Annotated in this window: 19 protein-coding genes and 3 pseudogenes; 9 read left to right on the top strand and 13 right to left on the bottom strand. The window is 59.9% G+C overall.

Annotation, left to right across the window (positions count from 1 at the left end; genetic code table 11):
• Window positions 1–16: 16 nt before the first annotated feature.
• From ACE4QZ_RS17860 to ACE4QZ_RS17880, 5 genes are all read right to left on the bottom strand, one after another.
• Window positions 17–571, bottom strand: coding sequence for a helix-turn-helix domain-containing protein (locus tag ACE4QZ_RS17860; RefSeq protein WP_010953167.1), 555 nt, complete (start codon window positions 569–571; stop codon window positions 17–19).
• A 183-nt stretch (window positions 572–754) separates the two neighbouring features.
• Window positions 755–2,113, bottom strand: a complete 1,359-nt coding sequence (locus ACE4QZ_RS17865; RefSeq protein WP_410480097.1) for an aspartate aminotransferase family protein — start codon at window positions 2,111–2,113, stop codon at window positions 755–757.
• 69 nt (window positions 2,114–2,182) lie between these two features.
• A complete protein-coding gene (locus ACE4QZ_RS17870) occupies window positions 2,183–2,956 on the bottom strand; it encodes a gamma-glutamyl-gamma-aminobutyrate hydrolase family protein (RefSeq protein ID WP_021785382.1) in 774 nt (257 codons plus the stop codon).
• Between the two features lie 72 nt (window positions 2,957–3,028).
• Complete coding sequence (locus ACE4QZ_RS17875; RefSeq protein WP_021785383.1) at window positions 3,029–4,375, bottom strand: glutamine synthetase family protein; 1,347 nt, start codon at window positions 4,373–4,375, stop codon at window positions 3,029–3,031.
• 27 nt (window positions 4,376–4,402) lie between these two features.
• Entirely contained in the window at window positions 4,403–4,957 is a 555-nt protein-coding gene (locus ACE4QZ_RS17880; protein WP_021785384.1) for a helix-turn-helix domain-containing protein, read from the bottom strand.
• 14 nt (window positions 4,958–4,971) lie between these two features.
• On the opposite strand from ACE4QZ_RS17880, the gene ACE4QZ_RS17885 reads away from it, so the two are divergent.
• The 5 genes from ACE4QZ_RS17885 to ACE4QZ_RS17905 all read left to right on the top strand — a co-directional run bounded on the left by ACE4QZ_RS17885 (window position 4,972) and on the right by ACE4QZ_RS17905 (window position 8,307).
• On the top strand, window positions 4,972–5,130 hold the full coding sequence (locus ACE4QZ_RS17885) for a hypothetical protein (RefSeq protein ID WP_157829277.1): 159 nt from the start codon (window positions 4,972–4,974) through the stop codon (window positions 5,128–5,130).
• 40 nt (window positions 5,131–5,170) lie between these two features.
• Window positions 5,171–6,064, top strand: a complete 894-nt coding sequence (locus ACE4QZ_RS17890) for a LysR substrate-binding domain-containing protein (RefSeq protein WP_021785385.1) — start codon at window positions 5,171–5,173, stop codon at window positions 6,062–6,064.
• Window positions 6,065–6,163: 99 nt separating this feature from the next.
• The gene (locus tag ACE4QZ_RS17895) at window positions 6,164–6,868 is read left to right on the top strand and encodes an SDR family oxidoreductase (protein ID WP_021785386.1); all 705 of its coding nucleotides are present in this window, start codon (window positions 6,164–6,166) and stop codon (window positions 6,866–6,868) included.
• Window positions 6,869–6,949: 81 nt separating this feature from the next.
• Window positions 6,950–7,339, top strand: coding sequence for a GFA family protein (locus ACE4QZ_RS17900; protein ID WP_080671174.1), 390 nt, complete (start codon window positions 6,950–6,952; stop codon window positions 7,337–7,339).
• Between the two features lie 128 nt (window positions 7,340–7,467).
• Window positions 7,468–8,307 carry a GyrI-like domain-containing protein gene (locus ACE4QZ_RS17905; protein ID WP_084850432.1) on the top strand — a complete coding sequence of 280 codons (840 nt, stop codon included), beginning with the start codon at window positions 7,468–7,470 and terminating at the stop codon, window positions 8,305–8,307.
• Window positions 8,308–8,381: 74 nt separating this feature from the next.
• Here the strand turns inward: ACE4QZ_RS17905 and ACE4QZ_RS17910 are convergent, their stop codons facing one another.
• Window positions 8,382–9,356 carry a DMT family transporter gene (locus tag ACE4QZ_RS17910; RefSeq protein WP_021785388.1) on the bottom strand — a complete coding sequence of 325 codons (975 nt, stop codon included), beginning with the start codon at window positions 9,354–9,356 and terminating at the stop codon, window positions 8,382–8,384.
• Window positions 9,353–9,916 carry a TetR/AcrR family transcriptional regulator gene (locus ACE4QZ_RS17915; protein WP_021785389.1) on the bottom strand — a complete coding sequence of 188 codons (564 nt, stop codon included), beginning with the start codon at window positions 9,914–9,916 and terminating at the stop codon, window positions 9,353–9,355. Before ACE4QZ_RS17915 ends, ACE4QZ_RS17910 begins: the two co-directional genes overlap by 4 nt.
• Before the next feature lie 222 nt (window positions 9,917–10,138).
• On the opposite strand from ACE4QZ_RS17915, the pseudogene ACE4QZ_RS17920 reads away from it, so the two are divergent.
• Window positions 10,139–10,429, top strand: a pseudogene (locus ACE4QZ_RS17920) (LysE family translocator); the annotation flags it as partial.
• Window positions 10,430–10,474: 45 nt separating this feature from the next.
• On the opposite strand, the gene ACE4QZ_RS17925 reads toward ACE4QZ_RS17920, so the two are convergent.
• The 5 genes and pseudogenes from ACE4QZ_RS17925 to ACE4QZ_RS17945 all read right to left on the bottom strand — a co-directional run bounded on the left by ACE4QZ_RS17925 (window position 10,475) and on the right by ACE4QZ_RS17945 (window position 12,859).
• Entirely contained in the window at window positions 10,475–10,783 is a 309-nt protein-coding gene (locus ACE4QZ_RS17925) for a chorismate mutase (RefSeq protein WP_012053142.1), read from the bottom strand.
• A gap of 222 nt (window positions 10,784–11,005) precedes the next feature.
• Window positions 11,006–11,131: pseudogene (locus ACE4QZ_RS17930) on the bottom strand (site-specific integrase); the annotation flags it as partial.
• 85 nt (window positions 11,132–11,216) lie between these two features.
• On the bottom strand, window positions 11,217–11,846 hold the full coding sequence (locus tag ACE4QZ_RS17935; RefSeq protein ID WP_021785392.1) for a glutathione S-transferase family protein: 630 nt from the start codon (window positions 11,844–11,846) through the stop codon (window positions 11,217–11,219).
• A gap of 76 nt (window positions 11,847–11,922) precedes the next feature.
• Entirely contained in the window at window positions 11,923–12,531 is a 609-nt protein-coding gene (locus ACE4QZ_RS17940) for a glutathione S-transferase (RefSeq protein WP_021785393.1), read from the bottom strand.
• Window positions 12,532–12,559: 28 nt separating this feature from the next.
• A complete protein-coding gene (locus tag ACE4QZ_RS17945; RefSeq protein WP_021785394.1) occupies window positions 12,560–12,859 on the bottom strand; it encodes a hypothetical protein in 300 nt (99 codons plus the stop codon).
• Between the two features lie 134 nt (window positions 12,860–12,993).
• On the opposite strand from ACE4QZ_RS17945, the gene ACE4QZ_RS17950 reads away from it, so the two are divergent.
• Window positions 12,994–13,905, top strand: coding sequence for a LysR substrate-binding domain-containing protein (locus ACE4QZ_RS17950; RefSeq protein ID WP_084850433.1), 912 nt, complete (start codon window positions 12,994–12,996; stop codon window positions 13,903–13,905).
• A gap of 247 nt (window positions 13,906–14,152) precedes the next feature.
• On the opposite strand, the pseudogene ACE4QZ_RS17955 reads toward ACE4QZ_RS17950, so the two are convergent.
• Window positions 14,153–14,430, bottom strand: a pseudogene (locus tag ACE4QZ_RS17955) (site-specific integrase); the annotation flags it as partial.
• A gap of 94 nt (window positions 14,431–14,524) precedes the next feature.
• Here ACE4QZ_RS17955 and dusA point away from each other — a divergent pair.
• Window positions 14,525–15,535 (top strand): tRNA dihydrouridine(20/20a) synthase DusA, encoded by a 1,011-nt coding sequence (gene dusA, locus ACE4QZ_RS17960; protein ID WP_101196186.1) that lies wholly within the window; start codon window positions 14,525–14,527, stop codon window positions 15,533–15,535.
• Window positions 15,536–15,691: 156 nt separating this feature from the next.
• Entirely contained in the window at window positions 15,692–16,618 is a 927-nt protein-coding gene (tal, locus tag ACE4QZ_RS17965) for a transaldolase (protein WP_021785403.1), read from the top strand.
• The last annotated feature ends 133 nt before the right edge of the window (window positions 16,619–16,751 follow it).

The raw sequence follows: 16,751 nt of genomic DNA on the forward strand, positions 1-16,751 counted from the left end.
GCCTGTACGACGGCCTTCAGCTGAACACCCAAAGCACGCGTGTGGGCTTGTCGGTCAGGTTGGCGTAACGAAAACGGGCGTGAGGTTGCAGCTGAAAACTGTCATTGGCGTGCAGCGTGACCGGCTCAGCATCGCCCAACCACACGGTCAGTTCGCCTTCGAGCACGAAGCAGCCCTGCTCCGAGCTGTCGTCCAGGTACTCCTCGCCACTGCTGGCCCCCGGCTGCAAATGGCTATCGAGCATGGAGAACGCGCCCGTTATCGAGGGCGATGCCAGCACATCGGTGATGCCACCCGCCAGGTGCAGCGTGCGACGCTCGTGCGGGCGGGTGACCCAGTCGAGCTCGCGGGGTTTGTCCAGCTTGTAGAAGTAGGCTGTCGAAACACCGAGCTCTTCGCTGATGGCTGTGAGGTCGGCCACGGTCGGGCGTGATACGCCGCGTTCGACCTGGGACAGAAAGCCCACCGAACGGCCGATGCGCTGTGCAAGCTCGCCCAGTGTCAGGCCCTTGAACTTGCGCAGGTCGCGAATCAGTACTGCCAGGCCTTCGATTTCTTCGTGCACTTTCATGGTTGAATCGCGACTTTCAGACGGGAAATGGATGCCCGGAAAAGTACAGGATTCATTTCACAAAGCAAAATGCTTTGCGGGAGGTGCCGGAGGCGAGATGTACGATTGAGGCACCGATCGAGCACCGCGCGGGCGGCGCTCGATCTCACAGGTGCTGAGAACAGCTAACCAAGCGTTCTGCCCTTACCGAACAGCCTCATAGGTCAGGTCCAGGCACTTGCGGGCTTTCTCCACCAGCTCGTCGATCTCTTCGACACTGATCACCAGCGGTGGCGCGATGATCATGGTGTCGCCCACCGCGCGCATGATCAGGCCGTTGTCGAAGCAGTGCTGGCGACAGATCATGCCGACACCTTTGCCTTCATGACGGGCCCGGGTGGCCTTGTCTTTCACCAACTCGATCGCCCCGAGCATACCCAGGCCGCGCACTTCGCCTACCAGCGGGTGGTCGGCCAGTTCGCGCAGGCGTTGCTGCAGATGAGGCGCGGTTTTATCGTGCACCTGCTGGATGATCTGCTCGTCGCGCAGGATCCGCAGGTTCTCCAGGCCCACCGCTGCCGCCACCGGGTGGCCGGAATAGGTAAAACCGTGGTTGAAGTCGCCGCCTTCGCTGATGACCTTGGCCACCTCGTCACGCACGATTACCCCACCCATGGGGATGTAGCCGGAGGTCAGGCCCTTGGCGATGGTCATCAGGTCAGGCTTGAGGTCGTAGTAATCGGTGCCGAACCACTCACCGGTACGGCCGAACCCGCAGATCACTTCGTCGGCGACGAAGAGGATGTCGTACCTGGCCAGGATTTCCTTGATCTTCGGCCAGTACGTCTGCGGCGGAATGATCACGCCACCAGCGCCCTGGATCGGCTCGGCGATGAAAGCGGCAACGTTGTCCACGCCAATTTCGAGGATCTTCTTCTCCAATTGCTCGGCCGCCCACACGCCGAAGTCGGCCTCGGTCATGTCGCCGCCTTCGCCGAACCAGTATGGCTGCGGGATGTGCACGACATCCGGGATCACCCCGCCCTGCTGGTGCATGCCACTCATGCCACCCAACGCTGCGCCCGCCACGGTAGAGCCGTGGTAGCCGTTGATACGGCCAATAATGACCTTCTTGTTCTTCTGGCCCTTCAGCGCCCAGTAATGGCGGACCATGCGCACCACGGTGTCGTTGCCTTCGGAGCCGGAGCCAGTGAAGAACACGCGGTTCATGCCTTGCGGGGCCACCTCGGCGATGGCCTTGGCCAGCTCCAGCGCAGGCGGGTGCGCGGTCTGGAAGAACAGGTTGTAGTAAGGCAGCTGCTTCATCTGCTGGCTGGCGACCTCGGCCAGCTCATCGCGGCCATACCCGACTGCCACGCACCACAGGCCGGCCATGCCATCGAGAATCTTGTTGCCCTCGCTGTCCCACAGGTACACGCCCTTGGCCGAGGTGATGATGCGCGGGCCTTTCTCGGCCAGTTGCCTGACATCACTGAACGGGGCCAGGTGATGGTCGCGGCTCATGGTTTGCCAGGCAAGGGTCTGCGAATTCTGTTCACTCATTGACTTCACTCCATCAAGTTTCGCAGCCATGCTGCGAGGGTACTTTTTACAGGTGGGAAAGGTCGCTGCTCAGGCAGACAGCAACAGCCTCTGACGCAGGACCGAGCGATGCCGGCAGGCCTTGCCAAAGGACTGGAAGATGGCCAGGTAATGTGGGTTATCCATGACCTGGAACTCGGGGTGCCATTGCACGGCCAGGGCAAAACCCTTGCTGTTTTCGACCGAAACCGCTTCCACCAGGCCATCGGGCGCCAGCGCTTCCACCCTCAGCCCGGGGGCCAATACGTCGATGCCTTGGCCGTGGATGGAATTGACGTCGAATATCGCCGGCAAGCCCATGCGGTCGAGCATGCCGCCAGGCTCTACATGAAGCGTGTGGCGCGGCCCATATTGCTTGTCGAGGGGCTCATCCTTGCCTTCGCGGTGGTCCATGAACATGCCGGTCTCGTGGACCTTCTGGTGCAGGGTGCCACCCAGCGCCACGTTCATTTCCTGGAAGCCACGGCAAATGCCGAGTATCGGTACGCCGGCGGCGATGGCCGCGCGCATCAGCGGCAACGTGGTGGCATCGCGCAGAGGGTCGTGATGGGTGCCCGCAGCACTGGCCGGGCCGTTGTAGTGGTGCGGCTCGATGTTGGACGGCGAACCGGTGAAGATCAGCCCATCCACCACATCGAGAATATCGGCGCTGTCCATCAGCTCACCGAGGCTGGGAATGACGATGGGCAGCCCACACGCTGCCTTGGCTGCCGCGCGCGCGTACTTTTCGCTGATGGTCTGGGTTGCATGCAGCCCAATCATGCTGGTGCATGCGGTAATGCCAATCACGGGCACACGTGGCATATCTTCCTCCGGCAAATCCATATTGCGCGTTGTATTGAAACGGTAGAAAGGGAGCGTGCAGCGTCGCTGCACCTACAGGAACCAGCGGTATTCGCGGGCATCGATGTGGTGCATGAAGTCCAGCTGCTCCTGGTATTTGTTTTCGCAATAGACCATCACGAACTCGCTGCCCAGGCCTTCGTTGACCACTGGGTGGTGACGCATGGCGGCCAAGGCGCTGAGGGCATCCTTGGGGAAGTCGATGCCGCTCTGGCGGTTGTCGTTCAGCGGGGCGATGGGCTCCACGCCGCGGTCCAGGCCATGCTCCATCCCGGTCAAAATGGCCGCCAGTACCAGATACGGGTTGGCGTCGGCGCCAGCTAGACGGTGCTCGATGCGCAGGTTGCGCGGGTCGGACTCGGGGATGCGGATGCACGCGTCACGGTCTTCGAACCCCCAGCTGGCCTTGCTCGCCGCGTTGACCATGGCGCCATAACGTCGGTATGCATTGTGGTTGGGGGCAAAGATCGGCATGCAGTGCGGCAGCAGTTCCAGGCAGCCTGCCACCGCATGGCGCAGCTTGCGCTGTTCACTTCCCGCCAGGAGGTTATTGCCGGCAGCGTCGTACAGGCTGACGTGCACATGCATGCCGCTGCCTGGCGCGTCCAGGTAGGGCTTGCTCATGAAGCTGGCACGGTAACCGTGCTTCATCGCGATACCGCGGGTACTGCGGCAGAACAGTGCCGACCAGTCCGCCGCACTGAGGGCATCGTCGCTGTGCGAGAAGTTGATCTCGAACTGGCCTGGGCCCAGCTCTGCGGTGATGACGTTCGCCGGCACGCCCTGCTCGTTGGCGCCGTCGACCATCTCGTGCAGGACCGACGAGAAGCGCGACAGCCGCTCGATGTGCATGTTCGGCTGATCGTCTTCATCCCCGGTTGCCGTGTCGCGTGGATACTGTGGCAGGCCGTTATCAAGCTTGCGGTCGAACAGGTAGAACTCCAGTTCGAATGCCACCACCGGGCGGATGCCACGTTTGGCCAGACGCTGAAGCACACGCGCCAGCACTTCACGGGGCTCGAACTCGATCGGCTTTGCGGTGCCGTCGGACGTGATCAGCATCTGGGCGATCACTTCCTTTTCCCAGCGCACCGGCTTCAGCGTACCCGGCACCAGGCGCCGGGCGGCATCCGGGTCGCCATCGGCGAAGCAATAGTCCCCAATCGGGTAAAGGCCGCCCTGGGTACCCAGCAGCACGCAGTTCTGCGGCAGCTTCAGTGGCGCACCGGCTGCGACTTTTTCCAGCATGTCCATGGGGTAGCGCTTGCCGTAGAAGTGCCCGGGAATGTCCAGGGCAATCAGGTCGACATAGCGAATTGCCGGGTGTTCTGCTCGGAACGAGCGCACTTCAGCCAGCAGATCCGGAAAGATGACACTCATCTTCTTATCCTTGTGAGGTGAACGAATTCAATTGAAGACCCAGAGCACACGGGTGGCTTTGTCCGTCAGGTTGGCGTAACGGAACGGCGCATGGGGTTGCAGCTGGAAGCAGTCGTTGGCCTGCAGGGTCACGGCATCGCCCTGGTCCAGCCACACCGTGAGTTCGCCCTCGAGCACGAAACAGCCCTGCTCGGAACGGTCGCTCAAGTACGCTTCCCCACTGGTGGCGCCCGGCTCGAGATGGCTGTCGAGCATGGCGAAGGCGCCTGTGATGGTCGGCGAAGCCAGCACGTCGGTGATGCCCGATTCCAGGTACAGCGTGCGCCGCTCGTTAGGGCGCGTGACCCAGCCAATGCTGCGGGGCTTGCTCAGGTTGTAGAAGTACGCGGTTGATACGCCGAGCGCTTCGCTGATAGCGGTGAGGTCTGCCACGGTCGGGCGCGAAACGCCGCGCTCGACCTGGGAGAGAAAACCCACCGAACGGTTGATGCGCCCGGCCAGTTCACCCAAGGTCAGGTTCTTGAATTTGCGCAGGTCGTGAATAAGGATCGCGAGGGCTTCAACCTCTTCGTGCATCTTCATCGTTTCGGACTGCCGTGAAATTTTTAGACTTATTTTTCATGAAAATTTACATGAAAATTTTCACGCGTCAAGCCAAACGATGGAAATGTGCAGCCGCCAGCACAGGGCTTGCTGCGCAGCGTGGCGGATTGGCTGTGGTGGCGCGGGTTTCTTTACAGGCGCTCGGCGAGTAGCCTCGTGGTTTAATCCTCCAGCCCGACCACGTCCATCGCCATGCCAAACGGTTTCCCTGATTTGCCCTCGCTCAATGCGCTACGTGTGTTCGAAGTGGTTGCCCGCCACCTCAACTTCCGCCTGGCCGCCGAAGAACTGGGGGTGACCCAGGCGGCAGTGGCACAACAGATACGCGGGCTGGAAGCGAGCCTGGACCTTCGTTTGTTCGAGCGCCTGCCCCGGGGCCTGACACTGACCGATGCGGGCCTGGGCTACAGCGGCAGCATTCGCAGTGCCTTGGCGATGATCGATGAGGCAACCCGCCTGCTGCGGCCACAGGCGTCTCACCTGACGGTCAGCGTGACACCGACCTTTGCCTCCAAATGGCTCATTCCCCGGCTGGGCAACTTTGCGCAAAGCCATCCGGACATCGATTTACGTGTACTGGCCACCGATCGGCTGTCCCACTTCAATACTGACGGCGTGGATATCGCAGTCCGCTATGGCAAGCCCGACTTCGGTGCGGGTTTGAACAGCGAACTGTTGATGGACGAGCGTATCGTCGCCGTGGCCAGCCCAACGCTGTTCGAAGCCGGCAAAGCCCCCGCCAGCTTCGAGCAGCTTCAAGCGTTCACCCTGCTTCACGATGCCCATGATTTCTGGCCTCGGTACCTCGCACAACTGTTCCCGCAGCACGGGCAAGCGACTGCCAAAAACCTGCGGTTCAATCAGACCTCATTGGCCATCGATGCGGCCATCAGTGGTCAGGGTATTGCTTTGGCAAGCCTGGCGTTCGTCAGTGATGACATCGTCACGGGCAGGTTGACCCAGGTCTTCGCTCAGCAGCTCAGGCTCGATAAGGCGTTCTATCTTGTGTGGCCACGAAAGATGCAGCAGCCGGATTCGCTAGGCATTGTCCGGCGCTGGTTCAAGCAACAAACCGGCAATAGTTAATCTACTGCATCAGTAAAGTTTAACTGTCTCCCTCGCCGCCACTTCTACTGCTAATTTTAGTGCTTCCAGGCAATCATCCATTCGCGTTACGGAGGCAGCATGTCAGTAGAAAAAGTTGCGATCATCACAGCAGGTGGCAGTGGCATAGGCGCGGCAGCGGCACAGCGCCTGGCCGCTGACGGGTTCAAGGTTGGCATCCTTTCCTCCTCGGGCAAGGGCGAAGCACTGGCTGCCGAGCTTGGCGGTGTGGGTGTAACAGGTAGCAACCAGTCGGTTGAGGACCTAAAACGCCTGGTCGATGCCGTGGTGGAAAAGTGGGGGCGCATCGACGTGCTAGTCAATAGCGCCGGCCATGGTCCGCGCGCGCCAATCCTGGAAATCAGCGACGAAGACTGGCACAAGGGCATGGACACCTATCTGCTCAATGTCATCCGCCCGACGCGCCTGGTAACGCCCTACATGCAGCGCCAGAAAGGGGGCGTGATCATCAACATTTCCACCGCCTGGGCGTTCGAGCCGATTGAGCTGTTCCCGACGTCTGCAGTGTTCCGCTCGGGCCTGGCCGCATTCACCAAAATCTTCGCCGACCAATTCGCGGGGGACAACGTGAGGATCAACAACGTCCTCCCCGGCTGGATCGACAGCCTGCCAGCCACCGAACAGCGCCGCGACAGCGTGCCGCTCAAACGCTATGGCACCCGCGAAGAAATTGCCGCCACCATCGCGTTTCTCGCCAGCGAAGGCGCTGCCTACATCACCGGGCAGAACATCAAGGTCGATGGCGGCGTGACACATAGCGTTTGATTGTCTGTCGGCCCGCAGACCAGTCGACTGAGCAGGCCAAGGCGTTTACGCTGGCGCTTTCCCACCTGCACGGAAGCGCCAATGACAGAGACATACCAAGGAAGCTGCTTGTGCGCAGCAGTCTCTTACCTGCTACTCACCCCACCCAAGGCAGTGAGCCACTGCCACTGCAGCCGGTGCCGCAAAAGTCACGGCGCCGCATTCGCTTCGTACGGCAGCATTCCGCGCGGTATGCTGCGAATACTGCGCGGCGCTGCCAGCATCAAGGCCTTCTCTTCATCACCGACGGTTACGCGCGAGTTCTGCACGGAGTGCGGCTCGACCTTGTTCTGGTCACGCGCCCAGGGTGAGTTTGCCGACTGGATTTCGATAGCGCTGGGAACGCTTGATACGCCGTTCCTGCCCAGGAAGCAGAAACATGTTCACGTCGACGCCGCTGCCCCTTGGTACTCTCCCTGCAACCCTGACTGATCACCCAGCGCAGGACCAATAGAGCAATCACGGCTAGGCACCTCAGTGCCTGAACAACGGATGCTAGCGCTTACCGCACCTTCCAGAGATTCCGTTCGTTGACTGACTCACAGCACAACCCGAGCTACATGAAACGGTTCGAAACCGTGCTTGCCTACATCGACAGCCACCTCGAAGGTGACCTGTCGGTGAATGCCTTGAGCCGCATCGCCAACTTCTCGACGTTTCACTTCCATCGGCAGTTCACGGCCTACATGGGCGTTCCGGTTTCACGGTATGTGCAACTGATGAGACTTCGACGCGCAGCACATCAACTGGTCGCCTCGCCCGCGACGCCCATACTGGAGGCCGCATTCGGCGCCGGGTTCGAAAGCCCCGAAGCCTTTGCCAGAGCGTTCAGGCGCGCCTTCGGCATGGCGCCGAGCGCGTTCGCCAAGGCGCCGAACTGGCAGGCCTGGAGTGCGGTATTCAATGTTCCTCACCGTTCCAGGAGTATCACCATGCAGATCCGTATCGTGCATTTCGCCCAAACCCGCGTGGCCGCGCTCGAACACCAGGGGCCGTCCGGTCTGGTCAGCGAAAGCGTCGCGCGTTTTCGCCAATGGCGCATGCAAAGCGGCCAGTCGCCTGTGACCAGCAGCCGTACTTTCGGTATCCCCTACGACAACCCCGACACCACCCCGGCCCACGCCTTTCGCTTTGCCGTGTGCGGCGAGATAGACGAGGCGGTGCAGCCCAACGATTTCGGCGTGCATGAACGGGTTATACCGGCAGGGCGTTGTGCCGTGATTCGACATACCGGCTCGCCTGACTACATTGGCGAAACCATCTACCCGCTTTATCGTGACTGGCTGCCATCGAGCAACGAAGAACTGCGTGATCATCCGTTGTTCTTTCATTACCTGAGCGTCTATCCGGAAACACCACTGGAGCAATGGCAAACGGACATCTACGTGCCGCTGAAGTAGACGGCTGGGCCATGGGTAGCGGGCGTAGCCAACTTGGCCGGCCCAGGCGCATGGCCGGGCAACCGGGCCGGGGATCAGATACGTACCCTGGATGCCTCGCCATGCGTCTGGAGGCGTGTTTGCTTGCGATAAAAGGCGTGGATAGCCCACACCACCCCTACGAACAACAAGGCTGTACCAAGCGCCTCCATAGGAGACGGCCAGCGTTGGTTGATGAGCAGGCCCATCGTAGTTGCATAAATGGTCCCGCTGGCGATCAATTGCCCGCTCAGCGCCAGCGGAAGACGCCGCGTTGCGATTGACCATGCCCAGGCACCTGCAAGGGTGGCCCCCAACCCCTGAATCAGCCCACAGACGATCAGCGCCTGAGTACCTGCCAAACCGCTCGGATGGCTAGCGAAATGAGACAGTTTCAAGTGCAGCCCAACCGGAATGAACGCCAGCATTTCGACGCTGCACATGAAGATCAACATGGCTGACCACAACATGGGAGACATGCTTGGGCGCCGAGCCAACGCACTTTCATTCAACAGGCCAAAACCGGTCCAGAATGCGATTGCCAGCAACGATGCAAACAGCCCAAGCAGTAACGACGCGGTCGGGAGCACTACCGCCGCACGGCTAGCATCAAACACGCTCAGATTGACCAGGCTGATGCCTAGGGCCGCCACCAGCAGTGGCCCGGCAATGGCGCGCCAAGGCACGCTGGCGCTGCGCATGTTGCCGGCAATCGCGAGCACGATCGGTACTGACCCCATCATCACCGGGGGGATCACCGGCCCGGCTGCCAAAACCGCAGTGGTGATCAGGAAGAAGTAGCCAATGTATCCCAAGAAGCCCAGCAGTGCGGCACAGGCCCAGTCATTCAGTCGCAATTGCCGCACTTCGCTGCGGTAAGCGAACAGCACCAGCAGGCTACCTAACCCGGCAAAGGCATAGCTCACCACCGCCAGGTCAAAAAGGCTGTAGTCGCCGACCAGCCCCGGAAAGATATAGAGCAGCGACCAGGAAAAAGTGGCGGCAATGGCCGCTAACAAGCCCAGGGTCATACGCTGTGCCCCTGCCGTTGGATCCAGCAATGAGCTATTTGCCGGGCAGTGTCGAAAACCCGCATGTCCTGGCCCATCGCACCGCTGACAAAACTGCCCTCCAGCAAGATAAACAACCCTTGGGCAACTGCGTCAGGGTCGTTTATACCGGCGCTCATGGCCAAGGCAGCAAGGTTTTCGCGTATCCCTTGCTTATGCCGGCTCACTGCCAAATGCACGGGGTGGCTGAACTGGGGGAATTCAGCCGCACTGTTAACGAACAGGCACCCCCGCTCGCTATCTTTCAAAAGAAAGCGTTCATACAAATCGAAAAAAGCGAGCATGCCACTGACCGGCTCAGGATGCCCAGCCAGGGTGCGCGCTACCTCTTCACGCCAGCGTCGGTCACGCTCCTCAAGGCACGCCACTATCAGCGCATCCTTGGAGGGGAAATGGCTGTAGAGCGTCATTTTGGTAACGCCCGCCATCGCGGCAATGGCCGTTACCCCCGTCACGTATAAACCTTGCGAGAGAAACAGCTTCATCGCGGCATCAATCAAGCGCTCACGGGTATTGTCCAATTCAAGGCACTCCGGCAAAGGCACGGAGTTGACTATACTGACCGGTAAGATTCAGGTGCATCCAGATACGACCTGAAGCATGGCCGCTACGACATAGACTGCAGCAGTAAAAACTAGGCCTTCGGCATTTTTGGCAGCGCCGGGGCTGATTCCACCGTCAGGAGGGATGCTTCATCAGGCTTAAGGAGAGAGCCGTGTTTCCCATGAACGTGTGGTTCGCCTATGACCGGTCTGCTTTCGGCTGCGCTCAACCCCAAGCCAGGTTTGTTCGTGCTGGCGTTCATTCCCCAATTCGTCGACCCCGCACGCGGGTCGGTCAGTGTGCAGATGATGGTTTACGGCCTGTGGCTCGCTGCACTCACTGCATTGGGGTTTGCCTTGATGGGCATTTTCGCCACGGGGCTGTCTCGCTACCTGTACCGGCGGCCACGGCTGATGAATGGGCTGAACGTGGGCGCAGGCCTCACCTTCGTCGCGTCTGGCGTTTCGATTGCGGCGTTGAGCCAGAGATAGCAAGCAGGAAAAGGCGGCGGGGCTGCATATGAGCCCCGCACTTCATCACGATGCAGAAGCCTCGTCGGCCAGCTTCGCATGGGTGTTCAGTTCCTCAGCGATGAAGGCCGAAATCATCGCCCGATAGACCTGCTCCACCACCTCAGCCGAGGCACCGGTTTCGTCAGCCATCTCACGAACCTTCTTGATCACTTGCTCGACCCGGGCAGGCGCACGCACATCATCGGTGGTTTTCTTGAAGCCTGCTGCTTGCGTTACGAGCCTTCCACGTTTGGCGAGAAGCGAAACGAGGCTGCGGTCGATTTCATCAATCCGTTGACGGACTTCGTCCAGAGAGGTGCAAGGTACATCCATTTGCTTGACTTCCTTTTCATGAGCCTGCGCTGGATTGAAGCAGGCTGTCGTGGGTGATCGGGTCGTGCAGTGTAGCTGCTATGCCAGGTTCGCTTCACACGCCTCAGAGGGTGTAACGCCGCAGGGATATCCCAATCCATTTCGAATAACCAACTCACGCCTGCGTGGCGCAGATCGCGAAAATGCAGATCCTCCACACGAACCATCTTTCGCACAGGCTCAAGCAGCCTGCTGGCGGGCGAAGGTTTGGGGCTCTTGGTAGACCAGGACATCCTTTTTCTTGAGGTGGATCTGGACGGGATAGATAAACGTCCAATCGGCCTTTTTCCTTGCTCTGATCGTTGCCATGATTCCCGGTGGTACGAGCATGATTGGCGGAGGCCATTCCGGCTATTTGTCCGGTCTGGGCTATTTCAGGGAGACTCCCGATGCATCATCCCGGGAGCGTCGATGTTGACCTTGCCCCCTTGGCATAGGCGGTCAGCACTTCTTCACGGGCCGCCATTCGCTTCAGATAACCGGCCACATTGGGCAATGTCTGGATATCCACCTGCAATTGAGCGTGGATGCGCAGCCAGGGATAGATGGCCATGTCGGCAATCGAGTACATCCGAGCAATGAAATCGCGTCCGGCCAAAGCCTTTTCCACTGTGTTGAACAAATGGACGGTTTGTTCCTGATAGCGCGATCTTGCGTACTCGTTGCCTTCGGCCTCTTGATGAATGAAGTGATAGTTCTGCCCGGCCATCGGCCCCAGGCTGCTGATTTGCCAGGCCAGCCAGTGGAGCACCGCATAGCGCTCAGGCCCTACGCACGGTAGGAATCGCAAGTGCTTTTCCGCCAGATATTGAAGGATAGCTCCGGACTCGGGCAGGATCAGCGCCTGATCGTGATCGAGCAACAACGGGATCTTTCGGTGGATTGTCAGGCGGGCGAAGTCCGGCTGGTGTTGTTCACCCTGCGCCAGGTTTATCCGACGGATCCGGTAAGGCACGCCAAGCGCCTCTAGCATGATCAGGATCTTGTGACCATTGGCCGTCGGCGCGAAATAAAGTGTGTACATGGATACGGCTCGCAAAAACCAATCAGTGGCGGGAGGGGCAATCGGCGCGGTTGAGCCCGGCCCGTTCCGCCAGGGCTCAGGCAATCGGATAACGCTTGAACAGATCGGTCTGTTCCAGGCGGGCCGCATGGGCATTGATGGCCGGGAAATCGCTGGCCTTGACTACATCGGGAAGCATCAACTGCATGAACGACCAGGCTACCGCACAAGTGACCTCAACCTGGTCTGGGCGCACCCCATGCGACGCTTGTGCCGCCAATTGTTTGTCCAACTCCGCGCACGCCGCCAGCAACTGCCGGGTGACGCGTTCGACCCAGGGCTGATGAAGCTTTTCCGCCGGTCGAAGATTGTGTTCATAGACGATCTGGACGGTCTTCTCGCATGCCGCCAGCGCCAGCCCCAATGTACTCAAAGCTCTGGCCAGCGCCTGCGGTTGACTTGGCAATAGCTTGCTCCCGGGTGAGCTGAGGGTCTCGAAATAATCGATGATCAGCGTCGAGTCCATCAGTACGGAGCCGTCATCGAGCAGCAGAGTCGGCGCTTTGACCACCGGATTGATCCTCGAAAACTCTTCGAATGTGCTGAACACCGACAGTGGGGCATGTTCGAACTCGATGCCTAGAAGGTCCAGGGATATAGCTACCCGGCGAACGTAAGGTGAATCCAGCATCCCAATGAGTTTCATCGATAGTTTCCTTGATTGATGTTGATCTCTAATGCCGTTGTCTGGCGTTTGAACAGCAGGGGAACGGATACGCCGGGTGCTGCTTCTGTGCCCTGACTGGCTCCAGTTGCAGAAGACCTTCCCCATCAATCAGCGCTAGCCCGACAGACAATTTCACGCACTCGCCGGGGCCAATCGCGAAGTCGACACCGTCCGCGCTGATCCAATGCTTGCCGCTCACCGCACGCGTGTAGATGTCGTGAGTAAACCGCACCGAAACCCATTGCGCGCTGGTCAATGAAATCTGCAACCACTGGTGGTCTTCACAGTCAGGATTACCCGTTGTCATTTGCCGTGCTCCCCACGCACCGTCTATGGCTCCAGTCCTCTTGCCAGTCGAAGACTTTACCGTCACTTACATTAATGAGAGCCTTGCCACTTATAAATCAGTTTTTTTTTCCACTATTTGTAAGAAATACTTACATGTCGAATATTCCTCCAATCACCTGCCTACGCTGCTTCGAATCGGTTGCAAGGCTGGGGCGCGTCACCGCAGCCGCCAAAGAACTGCATGTCACCCATTCGGCCATCAGCCAGCAGATCAAGGTGTTGGAAGAGATGATCGGCGTCACCCTGTTCGTCCGTGAGGGACGGGGTCTGCGGGTCAGTGAGGACGGACGACTGTATGCCTTGCAGATCCGCGAATGCTTGGGCGGAATCGCCGAAGCCACGCGACTGATCAAGACGCAACCCAAGTCAACGGAACTGGTGGTCGCCGTTCTCCCTTCGTTCGGATTCAGCTGGTTGTTGCCCCGCTTGCCACGTTTCCAGCAATTACAGCCGCATATCAGCGTCCGGCTACAGGCCAATCTGGCGCTATCGGACCTGACGCGGGAATCTGTCGACGTAGGGATCCGCATGGGCAAGGGCGACTGGGACGGGGTGGAGCAGCATCTGCTCTTTCATGACGAGACGTTGGTGGTTGCCGCTCCGCACTTCAACGGCGGGGTGCTACCACAGACCCCTGAAGAGATCATCAGCAGCAACATTGTTTTCAACATGGAATCATGGCAACCGTGGTGTCAAGCGGCCGGGCTGGATAGGGAAGTCCCACGCATCGGCCTGTGCAGCAACGACTCCAACCTGGTGCTTCAAGCCGTGCGCTTAGGCCAGGGGATCGCCCTGGAGCGCCGCAGCCTTGTGCACGACGCGATCCAACGAGGGGAGTTGGTGCAACTCTCCCCCGTGATCGCTCCCTATCCCTACCCGTATTGGCTGGTATTACCCAACCGCGAGCGTTCAGAAACAAAGCAGCAGGTGTTCTCAAGTTGGCTGACACATGAGGTCGCTGAATATCTGAACAAACTGGATCATGGCAGCAAGACGGTCCGATGATGGCCGATTGTTGCCCTTGCCAAGGGGCTGCTAACCGACCCGGAGCGGACGGTCATGGCATTGGGTTCGGTGGGGGCCTTAAGGTGTTCGTCATGAGGTTTTTGGTGGTTATCAGACCGAGCGCCGCCCGCGCGGCGCATCGCGAGCTGGCGCTCGCTCCTACGTTTTTTCGGGCCAATTGTTCCTGAGGATTTTGCACGCGAACGTCTTGGCGCATGGCTGGGTATCGCGTCGTACAAACCAGGCGGGTCTGCCGCTTCGTCCTACCCAGCGGCCGGGCTTTCTCGGCTTCCAACAGGTAGCGATCAATCATGGCCTTGATTGCGTGCCATCCACGGTTGGCCCGCTCGATGGCACCATGCTCTGCCAACTCTGTCTCTCGTCGCTTCGCCCAAGCCTGCGCTGCCTGCTTACGGGCGAACGTCTGGGCTTCTTGGTAGACTAGGACACCTTTTTCTTGAGGCGGATCTGGACGGTATAGCTGACCGTTCCATCGGCCTTTTTCCTTGCTCTGATTGTTACCATGATTTCCGGGGGTACAAGCGTGAATGGCGGTGCTACATCGCACCACTGTCTCACCAAAAAACCCGAAAAGTGGTACATAAATGCGTAGACCAGAATGCCCCTAGAATTAGCTTCAAAGCCACAAACCACGTGCCCTGAGCCGTCACGCCGCTTCAGCGTTGCACCGATGATGGACTGGACAGACAGACATTGCCGGTTCTTCCTGCGCCTGCTCTCCCGGCAAACCCTGCTCTACACCGAAATGGTCACCACCGGCGCCCTGCTGCACAACGACGCCCACCGTTTCCTGCGCCACGATGCTTCTGAGCACCCGTTGGCCCTGCAACTGGGCGGCAGTGTGCCGGCCGACCTGGCCGCTTGTGCGCGCCTGGCTGAAGAGGCGGGCTACGATGAGGTCAACCTCAACGTTGGCTGCCCGAGCGACCGGGTGCAGAACAACATGATCGGCGCGTGCCTGATGGCTCACCCGGCGCTGGTGGCCGACTGCGTGAAGGCCATGCGTGATGCCGTATCGACGCCTGTCACGGTGAAGCACCGCATTGGTATCAACGGCCGTGACAGCTACGCCGAACTGAGCGACTTCGTCGGCCAGGTGCGTGAGGCCGGCTGCCGGAGTTTTACCGTGCATGCACGCATCGCGATTCTGGAAGGGCTGTCGCCGAAAGAGAACCGCGAGATCCCGCCGCTGCGCTATGACATCGCAGCGCAGTTGAAGAGGGACTTCCCGGACCTGGAGATCGTGCTCAACGGCGGGATCAAGACCCTGGACGAATGCCAGGCACACCTTGAAACCTTCGATGGCGTGATGCTGGGGCGCGAGGCGTATCACAACCCTTATCTGCTGGCCGAGGTGGACCAGCAACTGTTTGGCAGCGATGCGCCGGTGGTCAGCCGTAGCGAGGCATTGGCGCAACTGCGGCCTTACATCGTGGCGCATATGGAAAGCGGCGGTGCGATGCACCACGTTACCCGGCATATTCTGGGGCTGGCCCAAGGATTCAAAGGGGCGCGGCGCTTCCGCCAGCTGCTGTCGGCTGACATTCACAAGGCGGCTGAACCCTTGGCGGTGTTTGACCAGGCCGTGGAGTTGTTGCAGGGGCGATGACCTCAGAGGGAGGGAACCTCGGGCTTGCTTGCGACTCGAATCTTCACCTTTCCTACAGCCCTGTGCGGACCAGCGGGTCCGCAGGGTTTCGGCGGCCCTTGAGCGGCTGCCGGGGCTCGGGTAATGTCGAGTAAATGCACAGGACAGAGCACGCCCATGACCTCCAAGCTGGAACAACTCAAGCAGTTCACCACCGTGGTCGCCGACACCGGGGACCTGGACGCCATCACCCGCCTGAAGCCGGTCGATGCCACCACCAACCCGTCGCTGCTGTTAAAGGCTGCTGCCATCCCGGGCTACGCCGACCTGCTGAAACAGGTGAAGGCCGACGCCAAGGGTGATGTCGACCTGGCCTGCGACAAGTTTGCGGTGGCCGTGGGCTCGGGCATTCTCAAGGTCATCCCGGGGCGTATCTCCACCGAGGTGGATGCACGCCTGTCGTTCGATGAGCCAGCGCTGCTGAACAAGGCTCGTCAGCTGATTGCGCTGTACGAGGCGGCCGGAGTGCCAAAAGAGCGTGTGCTGATCAAGCTGGCCTCCACCTGGGAAGGCATTCGCGCCGCCGAGAAGCTGGAGAAAGAAGGCATCCAGACCAACCTGACCCTGCTGTTCTCCTTCGCCCAGGCCCAGGCTTGCGCCGATGCCGGGGTGTTTTTGATTTCGCCGTTCGTGGGCCGTATCTACGACTGGTACAAGAAGAGCACCGGCCAGGAATACGTGGGCGCCGAGGACCCGGGCGTGCAGTCGGTCACGCGCATCTACAACTACTACAAGGCCAATGGTTACAACACCGTGGTCATGGGTGCCAGCTTCCGCAATATCGGCCAGATCGAACAACTGGCCGGCTGCGACCGCCTGACCATCAGCCCCGAGCTGCTGCAGCAGCTCAGTGATGACCAAGGTGAGTTGCCGCAGGTGCTGAAACCGGGCAACGCCGGTGAAGCCAAGCAGCACCTGAACGAAAGCCAGTTCCGCTGGGCGATGAACGAAGACGCCATGGGCACCGAGAAACTGGCCGAAGGTATCCGCCAGTTTGCGCGGGACCAGGAAAAGCTGGAGAAGTTGATGGCTGAAAAGGCCTGATACAGTTCGGGTTTGCCCGACGGGCGGGAAGAGCTCAGTATTTTCCGCCCGTTTTGTTTGCCACGCCTTAGTTGTGTATTGAATTCTCGGGCCTGTTCGCGGGCAAGCCCGCTCCTACACCGATCGAGGTGAG

The organism is Pseudomonas sp. DCA-1 (assembly GCF_046523955.1).
GTDB lineage: Bacteria > Pseudomonadota > Gammaproteobacteria > Pseudomonadales > Pseudomonadaceae > Aquipseudomonas > Aquipseudomonas putida_Y.